We start from the raw sequence: 13,000 nt of genomic DNA on the forward strand, positions 1-13,000 counted from the left end.
GCCGCGATCCTGGCCGGCCGGACAACTCCGGCGCTCGACCGGGCGCAGCGATGCGCCACCACCACCCGCGACCGCCAACTGGTCGCGCTGGCTGCCGCCCGCCTCGGCGGCGACGCCGAGTTGCTCGATGCCCTGGCCCGGGACCACCTGGCCGACTACCCCGACCACGAGCTGGCCGCCTGGATCGCGGATCCTGCGGCCACCGAGGAGCGTGCATGATGGATACTCGCGAACACCCCGATCAGGTCCGGTCCAATCGATGGATCGTCGCGGCCCGGTGGATGATCAGCTTCGTCGGCTTCCCGCTCGGCGGCCTGGCCGCCATGCTCACCGTCGGCCGGGTGGACAGCCTCACCGCCGCCCTCGCCGGCGGGCTGATCACCGGTGCGGTGCTGGGTACCGCCCAGGTCCTCGGCCTCGGCCGGCTGATGCCGAACCCGGCCGGATGGATCGCGGCCACCGCCGGTGGTCTGGCCGTTGGCCTTGGTATCGGCGCGACCGCCGTCGGTTTCGCCACCGATCTGCCATCCCTGATGATTGAGGGGGCGCTGTCCGGGCTGGCCGTCGGCGCGGCGCAGGGTGTCGTGCTCCGCCGTCGTCGACCCCGGTTCGCCCTGGTCTGGCCGCTCTACCTGGCCGTCTGCTGGGCGCTCGCCTGGGCCCTGATCACCGTCGCCGGCGTGCAGGTCGACAACCAGTTCACCGTGTTCGGCGCGATCGGCGCCGTCAGCGTCACTGCCGCCACTCTTGTCCTCCCGCTCACCCTTGTTCGCACGTCCGTCAGGAGCGCGTCATGAGCCGCCACATCGTCTTCGGCACCGGGCAGATCGGCCGGCTCGTTGTCGAGCAACTCGTTGCCGACGGTCACGACGTGATCGCCGTGAATCGCAGCGGGCGCGGCCGGATCCGCGGCGCCACGGTCGTGGGCGGGGACGCCACCGATGCCGAGTTCACCACCCGCATCACGGCCGCCGCCGATGCGGTGTACTTCTGCCTCAACGCCTCCCACTACGACCGGTGGCCGCAGGAGTTCCCGCCCATGCAGCACGGCGTGCTGGCCGGGGCCCGCGCCGCCGGTGCTCGACTGGTCGTGCTGGACAACCTGTACACCTACGGCCCGGCCAATGGCCGGGACCTGGTGGAAACCATGGCCGTGCAGCCGACCTCGGCCAAGGCAGCCACCCGGGCGGCGATGACGACCGAGTTGCTCGACGCGCACCGGGCGGGTGAGCTGCCGGTCGTCATCGGTCGGGCCTCGGACTACTTCGGTCCGGGCGCCACCCAGTCGGCCCTGGGCGACACGGTGTTCGGCACCGCGGTGACCGGACGCACGGCGCAGGTGATGGGTGACCCCGACACCTTGCACAGCTACTCCTACACCCCGGATGTGGCTGCCGCTCTGGTCACGCTCGGCACGGAACCGGCGGCGCTGGGCCACATCTGGCACCTGCCGGTGGCACCCGCGTGGACCACCCGGCAGATCGTCGATCACGTCTACGGTCTGGCCGGGCACCGGCCGAAGCTGTTTGCGGCGGGCCGTCCCACGCTCCGCGCGATCGGCGTCGTCAAGCCGATGATGCGCGAGTACCTGCACACCCTCTACCAGTTCACCGACCGGTGGGTGGTCGACGACTCGGCGTTCCGCAGCACATTCGGCGAGCCGGCTACCCCGCTGGAGTCCGCGCTGGCCAGCACCTTTGGCTGGTACGCCGATCGAGCCGCCGCGCCGGTCCCGGCCTGACCGGCCACCACCGCCACCCCGAGCCGCACCAAAGCCGAACCGAGAGAGGGAATCATGTCCGACCGCACCATTCGCCGCACCACCGCCGCGCTGCTGTTCACGGCCGCCGCCTTGGCCATCGCCGGATTCACCGCCCTCGGCTCGATCTTCGACTACCCGGCCGTGCTGAAGCATCCGGCCGCCGAGATCCTCGCCTCGTTCCGGGACCACCAGTCCGGCGTCACCACCTGGTTCGGTGTCCTGGCGGTCAGCGCCGCGCTGCTCGCCCCGGCCGGGATCCTGCTCGGCCGGCTCGCCGGCGGGTCGCTCGGCCGGATGATCGCGATCGTCGGCGTCGCCGCCGCCGTGGTGCAGGTCGTCGGCCTGTCCCGTTGGGTGCTGCTGATCCCCGGCGTCAGCGCGGACGCACTGGACCCCGCGACGGCCGCGGCCGCGGTGCAGCGATTCGAGGGGCTGCACTTCTGGCTGGGCACCATCGTCGGCGAGACGATCGGCTATGCGCTGACCGCGACCTTCACCGTGCTGGTCGTCCGGGCCGTCGCGGCACCGATCTGGGTGCGGATCCTGGGCTACGCCTCGGCGGCCCTGATCGCGACCGGCGTTCTCATCCCGCTCGAGGTCGGCATCGCGAGCCTGAGCAACTTCGCCGGCTACGTGCTGTGGTGCCTGTGGCTGATCGTGATGGCCGTGGTGCTGTGGCGAGCGGCCGCGCCGGCCCTGGCCCGGACAGCGGCCCCGGCCGTCGCCGCTCGTGGTTAGCTGAACGTCATGACCCGAGCCGCCGCCTCCGCTCCGGGGGCGGCGGCTCTGCTGGAACCGCCGCCCGGTGCCGACGCCGACCAGCTATACGACGTGTTCGCCACCTGGGCCGCGGCGCGCGGGCTGCCGCTGTACACCCACCAGGAGGAGTCACTCCTGGAGATCGTCGCCGATTCCAATGTCATCCTGGGCACCCCGACCGGCTCCGGGAAGAGCCTCGTCGCCACCGCCGCGCTGTTCAACGGACTCGCCACCGGCCGGCGTGCCTACTACACGGCGCCGATCAAGGCGCTGGTCTCGGAGAAGTTCTTCGACCTGGTCGACATCTTCGGCGCATCCGCGGTCGGCATGATCACCGGTGACTCAGCGGTCAACGCCGCCGCCCCGATCATCTGCTGCACGGCGGAGATCCTGGCCTCGGTCGCGCTGCGCGGGGGTGCGGACGCCGACGCCGGCGTCGTGGTGATGGACGAGTTCCACTACTACGGCGACCCGCAACGCGGCTGGGCCTGGCAGGTGCCGCTGCTGGAGCTTCGGCACGCCCAGTTCGTGCTGATGTCCGCGACCCTGGGTGACGTCAGGTTCTTCGCCGACGACCTGACCACGCGCACCGGCCGGTCCACCGCGGTGATCACCGACGTGCCCCGCCCGGTCCCGTTGCATTACTCCTACACGCTGGTGCCGCTCACCGAGACCCTGCAGGACCTGCTGGAGACCAAACGGGCGCCGGTCTACATCGTTCATTTCACCCAGGCCGCCGCCCTGGAACGGGCCCAGGCGCTGTCCAGCATCGCCGTCGCGTCCCGGGCGGAACGGGACGAGATCGCCGACGTCATCGGTGAATTCCGCTTCTCGCCGGGCTTCGGCCGGGCGCTGTCCCGGCTGGTCCGGCACGGCATCGGGGTGCACCACGCCGGGATGCTGCCCAAGTACCGGCGGCTGGTGGAAAAGCTCGCCCAGTCCGGCCTGCTGAAGGTCATTTGCGGCACCGACACCCTCGGCGTCGGCATCAACGTGCCCATCCGCACCGTGCTGTTCACCTCGTTGAGCAAGTACGACGGGAGGCGTACCCGGCTGCTGTCCGCGCGGGAGTTCCATCAGATCGCCGGCCGGGCCGGCCGGGCCGGCTTCGACGTCGCCGGTGACGTCGTGGTGCTGGCCCCCGAGCACGTGATCGAGAACCAACGGGCCGTGGCCAAGGCCGGTGACGATCCGGCCAAGAAGCGGAAGGTGGTCCGGCGCAAGCCGCCCGAGGGCTTCGTCAACTGGTCGGAGACCACGTTCGACAAGCTCGTCGTCGCCCAGCCGGAGCCACTGACCTCCCATTTCCGGGTGTCCCACGCGATGGTGCTCGGTGTCGTGTCGCGGCCCGGCAACGCGTTCGAGCACATGCGGGCGCTGCTCGAGGGCAGCCACGAACCACGCCCCCGGCAGCTACGACATGCGTTGCGGGCCATCGCGATCGCCAAGGGCCTCATCGCCGCCGGGGTGGTCGAGCGGCTGGACCAGCCGGACGAGACCGGCCGCCGGTACCGGCTGACCACCGACCTGCAGCTGGATTTCGCGCTCGACCAACCATTGTCGCCGCTGGCCCTGGCTGCCCTGGACATCCTCGACATCGAGTCGGACACCTACGCACTGGATGCCGTCTCGCTGATCGAGGCCACCCTGGACGGGCCGTTCCCGGTGCTGTCGGCGCAGCGGTTCAAGGCCCGCGGCGAGGCGGTCGCCGCGATGAAGGCCGACGGCATCGAGTACGAGGAACGGATGGAGCTGCTCGAGGACGTCGACTACCCCAAGCCGCTCGCCGACCTGGTCGAGGTCGCCTACGACTCCTACCGCAAGGGTCACCCGTGGATCGCCGAGTACCAGCCGGAACCGAAATCGGTCGTCCGGGACCTGTACGAGCGGGCGATGACGTTCTCCGAGTACGTCGCGTTCTACGCGCTGACCCGCTCGGAGGGGGTGGTGCTGCGGTATCTCGCCGACGCCTACCGGGCGCTGCGTCGCACGATTCCGCCGTCGGCCCGGACGGAGGACCTGACCGACATCACCTCCTGGCTCGGTGAACTCGTCCGTGGCGTCGACTCCAGCCTGCTCGACGAGTGGGAGGCGTTGGCCCATCCGGACGCCGACGAGCTGATCCTGCCCGGCAGCTCCGGCGAGGTGCGGCCGCCGCTCGCGGCCCGCGGGATCAGCGCCAACGAGCGGGGTTTCACCGTCATGGTGCGCAACGCGCTGTTCCGCCGGCTCGAGCTGCTGGCCCGGGAGGACTATGCGGCGCTGGGCGAGCTGCATGCGGCGCAGGGCTGGCGGGCCGACTCGTGGGACTCGGCGATGCGCGGCTACTGGGACGAGTACGACTCGCTGGGCATCGGGCCGGACGCCCGGTCGTCGGCGTTCGTGCTGGTTCAACGGATGTCCGAGAAGTGGCACGTGCGGCAGATCTTCGACGACCCGGCCGGCGACCGGGACTGGGGGCTGTCCGTCGAGGTCGATCTGGCCGAGTCCGACGAGGCGGGGGAGCCGGTGCTCACCGTCCTTGACCTCGGGCCGGCCACCGGCTGACGCCGGCACGGTGACTGCGGAACATCGGCAGGCCCCAGGCCTGCCGAACGTCCGCCGGATCGTGGCGCCGGTGCCGGAGACCGACGCAGTGGCGACTCCACTCCAGGCGGAGCGATTCCACTCCGTGGCGCCAAGGAGTGGAGTCGACCCAGGTGGAGTGGAATGCGGGCGCGACTCCCGGCCCGGAGCACCTCGAGCCGACGTGGCATGGGCCGGCTCCGCCCGGACCGGCGCGGTCAGGCCGGACCGGGGAAGATCGTGTCGATCTCGTCGAGGTCGGCGGCGCCGGGTGTCCAGACGGTGCCGGCCTCGGCGTTCGCCCGGATCTGCTCCGGGGTGGTCGCGCCGGCGATCACCGCCGTCACCGGTTCCTGGGCCAGCAGCCAGCCGAACGCGACCTGCAGCATCGTGACGCCGCGCTCATCGGCGAACGTCTGCAACCGTTCCAGTCGGTCCCATGGCGCGGAATCCAGCAGCTCCGGTTTGATCGCCTGCAGCCGGCTGCCGCGCGGGGCGGCGCCCCGGGTGTACTTGCCGGACAGCAGACCGTTGGCCAGCGGGTAGAACGGCAGCACGCCCAGCCCGAACTCGCGGGCCGCCGGCAGCAATTCGGCCTCCAGGCCCCGGTTGAGCAACGAGTACTCGTTCTGCGCCGAGATGAAGGGGGTCCGATGATCGACCCGGGCCTGCCACGCGGCGTCGGCGACCTGCCAACCGGCGAAGTTCGAATGCCCGACATAGCGCACCTTGCCCTCGGCCACCAGTTCGTCCAGGGCGGCCAAGGTCTCGGCGATCGGCGTCGCCGGGTCCGGCTGGTGCAGCTGGTAGAGGTCGATCCAATCCGTCTGCAGCCGGCGCAGCGAATTCTCCACCGCGCGGCGCACGTACCAGCGGGAACCGCGGGCGTCGAAGTCCGGGCCGTCGACGCCGTGCATGTCCATGCCGAACTTGGTCGCGACGATCACATCCGCCCGCCGCTTGCCCAGCGCGGCACCCAGGAGTTCCTCGCTGCGGCCCTGCGGGGTGCCGTAGATGTCCGCGACGTCGTACAAGGTGATGCCGGCGTCCAGCGCGGCGTCGATCAGGGCCTGGGTGCCCTCGAATGATTCGGTGACGGTGCCCGGCCGGCCCAGGTTGTTGCAGCCGAGACCCGTCGCGGACACGGCGAGACCGGAGGTGCCGAGCCGGCGGAGTGCTGGTTGTCCCATGTTCGCCAGGCTAACCACGACCCGCCGCGGGGAGGGCGGTGGCCGCGGGATCCCACCCCACGGAAGCGCGGTGGCGGGCCCGCTCGTGGGACGCTGGGACCGTGCAGGAACGGCCGGGCAACCCGAAAGCCGGCTGGAGTGCGCTGCGGATCGGGCCCGGAGGCGTTCCGCCCGAGCAGATCCGGCCGATCGGCCTCCCTGAACCGCCGACGCCGGCCCCACCGGGGCCCGGTGGGTTCGTCGTCCCCGACTCGTCGACGATGCCGCACGCCGTGCTCGGATCCTTCGACGACGGCAAACCGCGCCGCCGGGCGATCCTCGCGGTGACCTGCCTGGGCCTGGTGGCCCTGGCGGTGGTGATCGCCGGCCTGGTGTCGTCCGGCAGCGGCAGCACCGGAACCGCCGCCGATCTGCGGCAGGGTGACTGCCTGGCCTCGTCCGGTGGCACCACGGTGATCGCCCTGGACTGCGACGCGCCCGAGGCCGAGTTCGTCATCGCGGCCCGGTTCGACAGCACCACCGACGATCGCCGCTGTGCGGCGACGTCGTCCGACGTCGTGCTGGTCACCCGCGACAGCTCGGTGATGTGCCTGAACTATCTGGCCCGGGTCGGCGACTGCCTCTACGCCGGCAACACCGACGACATCGGCAAGGCCCCGTGCCGCACGACGGGCAGCACCCCGCGCGGACTCTTCCGGGTGATTGCCGTGCTCAGCGACACCGTCAGCGCGCAGGGATGCCCGGCCGGCACCCTCGACACGCTGGTCCACCGGGCCGATCGTGAAGTCGTCTGTTTGGGGATGCCGTGAGCGGATCCCCACGGTGGTGATGGGCGGTCTCGCTGCGCTCGTCCGACCGGGCATGCCGTGACAGCGGCGCGCGGCTGGGCCGACGAGTGGACGGCGACGGGAGTGGCCGCCGCCGTCCGGGCGGGTCGCGTCGCGCCGGACCGGCCCACCGCGCAGGCCCTGCGCCGGATCACCGAGCGCGACGGTCCGCTGGGCGCGTTCGTCCGGGTGCGCGGAGAGGCCGCCCGGCGCGAGTCCGCCGCGCTGGCCGATCGCTCCGACCTGGCCGACCTGCCCCTGGCCGGCGTGCCGGTGGCGATCAAGGACAACGTCGCCGTCGCCGGCGAACCGCTGCGGATCGGCTCTTCGGCCACCTCCGACGAACCCCAACCCCACGACCATCCGGTGGTGGCGCGGCTGCGGGCGGCCGGCGCGGTGGTCGTTGGGATCACCGCCGTCCCGGAGCTGTGCATCTTCGGCAGCACCGATACCCCGCACCGGACCACCCGGAACCCCTGGGACACCAGCCGGTCTCCGGGTGGCTCGTCCGGTGGGAGTGCGGTCGCGGTGGCCGCCGGGATGGTCCCGATCGCCCACGCCGCCGACGGGATGGGGTCGATCCGCATCCCCGCGGCGTGCTGCGGCCTGGTCGGACTGAAGCCCGGCCCGGCAGTGGTGCCGGCCGGGCTGGGCGTCGACTCCTGGCACGGCATCGCTGAGAACGGTTGCCTGGCCACCACAGTCGACGATCTGGCGCTGACGATGGCGGTGCTGGCCGGTCGCCCGCTCGGGCCCGACGCGGCTGGCGGCCCGCGCCGGATCGCGGTGGCCCTGCACTCCCCGGTGCCGTGGCTGCGCACGGCGCCGCGATGGCTGGACGCCGGCCGCCGGGTCGAGCGGTTGCTCGCCGACCTCGGGCACCGAACCGAGCCGGTGCGCCTGACGTACCCGGTGCTGCCTCCGATCACCCGCTGGCTGGGCGGGCCGGCCGCCGATGCCCGTGGCCTCGACCGGTCGCGATTGCAGCGACGCACCCGCGGGCACCTGGCCGTGGCCGGCGTGGCCCGCCATGTCTACCCCGTCCGCGACGGGCAGGCCGCCGCGGCGGAACGACGGGTGCTGGACGTCATCGGCGACGCCGATGTGGTGCTCACCCCCTCGCTGGCCCACGACCCACCGGCCGCCGTTCCGCGCAGCCGGGCCGGCTTCCTGGCCAACACGATTGCCGATGTGCGGTTCTCGCCCTACACCTCGATCTGGAACGTGCTGCGCTGGCCGGCGATGACGGTGCCCGCCGGCCGGGACAGCGCCACCGGGCTCCCGGTCGCCGTGCAATTGGCCGCGCCGCCCGGCGGGGAGATGGTGCTGCTGTCGCTCGCCAGGCAGATCGAACGACACGCGCCGTGGACCCGCACGGCGCCGCTGACCTCGGTACGCCGATCACCGTCGCTCTGATTTCGACGAATCGGGGCCCAGCGGCGAGTCCCGGATCAGGCCGGGCCGTCCCGCCGTTCGGGATCGACCGGTCGCTTCGAGCGCGGCAACCGAGCAACAACATTCTCGTACGACAGATCGATCGCCTCCAGCAGCTCGTCGTCCGGCACCGCACCACCGACGACGAAGCTGTTCCAGCCGTACCGGCCGATGTAGGCACTGACGGTGACATCGTCGGGGTAGCGATCCCGCCACTCCCGCGAATCATCCTTGGTCCGGCCGCATTTCAAGCCGATCGCGAGCCGCTCGGGCGAGCCGAAGAAGGCGAAGATCTTGTCGCCGACCTTGACGACCTCGTCGCCTTCCCACGGTTCGTCCAGCCAGGCAGCGGGTTTGGCGAGGCAGTAGGCCAGCAGCGAGGCCCGGCTCATCACACGCTCCCCCCGGCCGGCTCGGCGGCCGGCACCGGCCCCGGGGCGCCGGTCGCCGCCGCCGACCCGTCGGCGATCTGCCCCGGGTCGTCGTCCGCGACGGCCACCGAGGTGATCCGATGCAACGGGAAGTTGCGCACCTCACCCCGGGTCCGGTCGAAGGCGACGAGCTTGCCGGGGGTGACGGTGATCGGCTCCACGATCCGCCGCGCGTTGACCCCCTGGGCGTCGGCGTACCCGATCCAGGTCGGTTGCCGGTCCCGCGCCGCGGACCGCAGCTGTTCGAGCAGGTCGCCGACCGTCGCGTCGCCCATCGGCACGGCCGGGGCCGCCCGGTCGGCGCTGCGCATCCGGCTCACCAGGGCGGCCAGCTGGTCCGCCGTCGCCGTCGGCGGCTCCCGCCAGTGCTGCTGCGGCGCGGGTAGTTTCACTCGGGAGGGTTTGGCCCGCAGGTCCAGCAGCGCGCCGGAACCGTCCTCGGCGGCCGGCACCAGGCCGCCGGCCCGCAGGGTCGTCATCAGCTCCGGAATGGCTGTCGTGGAGATCGCCACGGTCGGCGCCAACCGTCGGACGTCGATGCCCATGGATGCCGCCTGCGCGATCGCCTGGTCGATCAGGGCCGGGTCGTCGCTGCGCAGGTAGGTGCTGGCCTGGCCCAGCCGCAGCGTGCCGTAGCGCCGGCCGACGTCGTCGATCAGGTACTCCAGCGCCTGCGGCACCCCGGTGATCGAGTGGGTGCGGAACAGCTCGTGCAGCTCGGCGGTCGTCACACCGAGGTCGAGCGCGCGTCGCACCGACTGAGGGGTGACCCGGTAGACGGACGCCGACCCGCTCGATTCGATGTCCGCGGCCTGTCCCAGCCGGGCGGCCAGCTCGGGCACCAGCCGGCCCGGGGCCACCACGGTCAGATCGGCCTGCACCATCACCCGGTCCACCGGCTTCGGGACGGCCGCGGTCAGGGCGTCGCGGGCCGCCGCCCAGGCCGCCTCCCGTCCGGACACCAGGGCCCGGCCGGCTGAGCTCAGGCCCCCGAACGCCACCACCCCCAGCGCCGTGGCCTCGACGATCGTTGCGTCCAGCACGGCCCGGCGCTGATCCGGCGGCCGCAGCGGGGACCGCCACGCGATCCGGTCGGCCAGCCCCGGTTCGGATAGCCCGCTGCCCGGTGGGAGCTCGGCCAGCATGCCCAGCACGAACCGCCGGTCGATCGGCCCGCGGATCCAGGACAGCTCGGGGGACAGTGCGTTCCGGATCTTGTCGGTGGCGTCCTTACTCCCGGCGCGCGCGGGATTGCGCCGCAGGTCGAGCCAGGTCGAGGCCAGGTCGGCCCAGGCCGCCTCGTCCGCCAGCTCGAGGAACCCGTCGGCCCGCTCGGTCGGCGTCCACAGCTCGGTCGCCCGGTTGCGCGGGTGCTCGGCGGCGATCAGCTCCATGGCGGCCAGCAGCTCGACGTCCAGGGCGGTGGTGCGCTCGTCCTCACCGCTCGCCTTCGCGAGCCGGCGCAGCTCACGGATGCCCAGGCCGCCCGACCGCAACGCTGGCGGGGGGTTCTGCCCGATCAGCTCCAGCAGCCGGCGAACCCGGTCGACGGCGGCGAGCGCCTGCCCGGCCGCGGTTCCGTCCACCGTCCGCACGCCGTGGTCGGTCCTCCCGGCCTCCGGCGGATGGACCCGGATCGGCCCGAGCGGCTCGTCGCCGCGGGCGGCCAGTGCGACCTCGCGGGGCAATTCCACCGTGTCGGCGTCCACCCGGCGCAACAGGCCGGCCTTGACCAGCGCCGACACCTTCCGGCCGACGGACGACCGGGGGTCGGTGGTGCCCCGTGGTATGCCGTGCGCGAGCCGGTCGACGATTCCGCGGGCCGCCGGGTCGAGGCCGGCCAAGGCCGCCCCGGCCTGCTCGACGGTGAGGGATCCCGGACCGGCCAGGCCGGCCGGCAACCCGTCGAGCACGGCCAGCACCGCGGCCGGCATCGCCACCGGGTCATGCCCCCGGACCAGGGCCAACGCCTCGAGCCGGGCGAGCGCGGCGGTCACCGCGGCGTCGGGCACCGCGGCCCCGAGCAGGGTCTGCAGCACGGATCGGGGCACGGCGCGCTTCTCCGCGTCCAGCACGGCCAACGCCTGCAACACCTGGATGTGGAAGGCGTTCAGCGACTCCATCGCCCGCCAGACCGATGGGCCGGTGTTCAGGCGCCCGGCGAGCACGGTGAGGTCGCTGGGCGCGGGCACCGTCAGGTCCGGCCGGGCGCGCAACAACGCGACCAGCTCGTGGTCGTCGCGGGCGCGCAGCCAGTCCAGGGTCGAGGGCATCACATCCACCCTATTGATCCGAGCCCGGGGATCCGACCACGGTGATCGGACGCCGAACCGGCGCCGTCCGGGCCGGGCGGTAGGGTCCTGGACCCATGAAGACCCGGGTCAGGTGGCCGCGCGCCGCGATGCCGACGATGGCGATCGTCGTCGGCCTGCTGGCGGCGTGCTCCACCCCGTCCACCTCGCCGGCCGGCGCCGGCACCCGGGCAGCCGCTTCGGCCGGTGCGACCTCGAGCGCGGGAGCCGGATACGGAACCGGCGCCTGCGCCCCGGCCGGCGGGGCCGCGACGCCGGTGCTGGAGTTCGCCGACGCCTTCGCCGACTGCCTGGACCCCGGCAAGGCGTACACGGCGACGGTCACGACCTCGGAGGGAACGGTCGTCGTCCAGCTCGACACCGCGCGCACCCCGATCGCGGCCAACAACTTCGTCAACCTGGCCCGCTCCGGCTACTTCGATGGCACGGTCCTGTTCCGCACCGAGGCGCGGACGGGCATCGTCCAGGGTGGCTCACCGCATACCCAGAACAACCGGGATCCGGGCCCGGGTTACACCATTCCCGATGAGGGGCTGCCGTTCTCGACGGCGGACTACGCGCCGGGCGTCATCGCCATGGCCAACTCCGGGCCGGACAGCGGCGGCGGCCAGTTCTTCTTCCTGTCCCGCGCGGCGGGCAGCTACCTGGGCGATCCAGGAGCCATCGGCGACAGTGCCGGCAGCTACGTGGTGTTCGGCCGGACGACCGAGGGACTCGATGTGCTCCAGGCCATTTCGGATCTGGAATCGTCGCCGGGCAGCGGCGCGCCGATCCGTCCGGTCACCATCGAGTCGGTCACGATCGCCGAATCCTGACGCCCGCGGCCACCCGGCCGATCGGTGGTGACGGGTGTCCGGTTGAGCCGGTCCGGGCGGGTGGTCCAGAATGGGGGTGGGCGCAGCCGCCCGCCGGACCAGCGCCAAGCGAGCGCACGGCCGAACCGAGGAGGACCCGTGGCCGCCAAGCGAGGCAAGGGCGTCGACCCGACCTGGCCCGAACTGCCGGATGGGGAGCACCCGCTCACCGAGTTGAGCACCGACGTGCAGGGCGCCCTCTCGCCGTTCGGCGACGTCGAGTTCCCCCTGACCAAGGTGCCGTACACGCATCCGACGACGGTCATCAACCGCTGACCTCGCGGGTCGCCGGGCTGCTGCTGGCCGCCGGCTCGGGCCGCCGGTACGGGCGGCCCAAGGCGCTGGTGGACACCGGCGACGGCCCCTGGGTGCTTCGCGCGCTGGCCGCGCTCGCCGGCCGCGACCCGATCGCCGTGGTGGTGGGTGCCGGTGCCGACGAGGTGACCTCGTTGCTGCCGGCCGGAGTCCTGACCGTGCGTAACGAGGATTTCGCGCGAGGGATGGGATCCAGTCTGCGGGCCGGCTTGCTGGCGATGCCCGACGACGTCGACGCCGCGGTGGTGATGCTGGTCGACCTGCCGGACGTGGGCGAGGCGGTCGTCGGCCGGCTCGTCGCCGCGGCCACCGGTCCGATCGGCGCGACGCTGGCGCGGGCCGGCTACGAGGGACGGCCGGGGCACCCGGTGCTGCTGGGCCGCGACCACTGGCCGGGGGTGCTGGCCTCCGCGACCGGCGACCAGGGCGCCCGCCGCTACCTCGCCGATCACGGGGCGAGACTGGTCGAGTGCGGGGACCTCGCCACGGGCACCGACGTCGATCGGCCGGGCGCGTCCTGAAAGAACGCACCCGGCCGGTCGGCCCCCTGC

12 protein-coding genes and 1 pseudogene are annotated in these 13,000 nt (G+C 72.7%); 10 read left to right on the top strand and 3 right to left on the bottom strand.

Going from position 1 to position 13,000, the window contains the following annotated elements:
* From ACILSK_RS16250 to ACILSK_RS16270, 5 genes and pseudogenes are all read left to right on the top strand, one after another.
* A pseudogene (locus ACILSK_RS16250) lies at positions 1–219 on the top strand (hypothetical protein); the annotation flags it as partial.
* The gene (locus ACILSK_RS16255; protein WP_395728221.1) at positions 216–797 is read left to right on the top strand and encodes a hypothetical protein; all 582 of its coding nucleotides are present in this window, start codon (positions 216–218) and stop codon (positions 795–797) included. The pseudogene ACILSK_RS16250 and the gene ACILSK_RS16255, both read left to right, overlap by 4 nt.
* The gene (locus ACILSK_RS16260; protein WP_395728222.1) at positions 794–1,741 is read left to right on the top strand and encodes an NAD-dependent epimerase/dehydratase family protein; all 948 of its coding nucleotides are present in this window, start codon (positions 794–796) and stop codon (positions 1,739–1,741) included. Before ACILSK_RS16255 ends, ACILSK_RS16260 begins: the two co-directional genes overlap by 4 nt.
* 54 nt (positions 1,742–1,795) lie before the next feature.
* On the top strand, positions 1,796–2,500 hold the full coding sequence (locus ACILSK_RS16265; RefSeq protein ID WP_395728223.1) for a DUF4386 domain-containing protein: 705 nt from the start codon (positions 1,796–1,798) through the stop codon (positions 2,498–2,500).
* A gap of 9 nt (positions 2,501–2,509) precedes the next feature.
* Positions 2,510–5,068, top strand: coding sequence for a DEAD/DEAH box helicase (locus tag ACILSK_RS16270; RefSeq protein WP_395728224.1), 2,559 nt, complete (start codon positions 2,510–2,512; stop codon positions 5,066–5,068).
* Positions 5,069–5,304: 236 nt separating this feature from the next.
* On the opposite strand, the gene ACILSK_RS16275 is transcribed toward ACILSK_RS16270, so the two are convergent.
* The gene (locus ACILSK_RS16275; protein ID WP_395728225.1) at positions 5,305–6,276 is read right to left on the bottom strand and encodes an aldo/keto reductase; all 972 of its coding nucleotides are present in this window, start codon (positions 6,274–6,276) and stop codon (positions 5,305–5,307) included.
* 101 nt (positions 6,277–6,377) lie between these two features.
* On the opposite strand from ACILSK_RS16275, the gene ACILSK_RS16280 reads away from it, so the two are divergent.
* Entirely contained in the window at positions 6,378–7,085 is a 708-nt protein-coding gene (locus ACILSK_RS16280; RefSeq protein ID WP_395728226.1) for a hypothetical protein, read from the top strand.
* A 57-nt stretch (positions 7,086–7,142) separates the two neighbouring features.
* Positions 7,143–8,519, top strand: a complete 1,377-nt coding sequence (locus tag ACILSK_RS16285; protein WP_395728227.1) for an amidase — start codon at positions 7,143–7,145, stop codon at positions 8,517–8,519.
* Positions 8,520–8,554: 35 nt separating this feature from the next.
* Here the strand turns inward: ACILSK_RS16285 and ACILSK_RS16290 are convergent, their stop codons facing one another.
* Both ACILSK_RS16290 and ACILSK_RS16295 read right to left on the bottom strand, forming a co-directional pair.
* Positions 8,555–8,929, bottom strand: a complete 375-nt coding sequence (locus ACILSK_RS16290; RefSeq protein WP_395728228.1) for an MmcQ/YjbR family DNA-binding protein — start codon at positions 8,927–8,929, stop codon at positions 8,555–8,557.
* Entirely contained in the window at positions 8,929–11,241 is a 2,313-nt protein-coding gene (locus ACILSK_RS16295; RefSeq protein ID WP_395728229.1) for a helicase-associated domain-containing protein, read from the bottom strand. Before ACILSK_RS16295 ends, ACILSK_RS16290 begins: the two co-directional genes overlap by 1 nt.
* Before the next feature lie 95 nt (positions 11,242–11,336).
* On the opposite strand from ACILSK_RS16295, the gene ACILSK_RS16300 reads away from it, so the two are divergent.
* The 3 genes from ACILSK_RS16300 to ACILSK_RS16310 all read left to right on the top strand — a co-directional run bounded on the left by ACILSK_RS16300 (position 11,337) and on the right by ACILSK_RS16310 (position 12,970).
* On the top strand, positions 11,337–12,095 hold the full coding sequence (locus ACILSK_RS16300) for a peptidylprolyl isomerase (protein WP_395728230.1): 759 nt from the start codon (positions 11,337–11,339) through the stop codon (positions 12,093–12,095).
* A 138-nt stretch (positions 12,096–12,233) separates the two neighbouring features.
* On the top strand, positions 12,234–12,410 hold the full coding sequence (locus tag ACILSK_RS16305) for a hypothetical protein (RefSeq protein WP_395728231.1): 177 nt from the start codon (positions 12,234–12,236) through the stop codon (positions 12,408–12,410).
* Positions 12,407–12,970: an NTP transferase domain-containing protein gene (locus ACILSK_RS16310; RefSeq protein ID WP_395728329.1), complete on the top strand. Its 564-nt coding sequence runs from the start codon at positions 12,407–12,409 to the stop codon at positions 12,968–12,970. The genes ACILSK_RS16305 and ACILSK_RS16310 overlap by 4 nt, the downstream gene beginning before the upstream one ends.
* Positions 12,971–13,000: the final 30 nt, after the last annotated feature.

The organism is Nakamurella sp., from assembly GCF_044224575.1.
Classification (GTDB): domain Bacteria; phylum Actinomycetota; class Actinomycetes; order Mycobacteriales; family Nakamurellaceae; genus Nakamurella.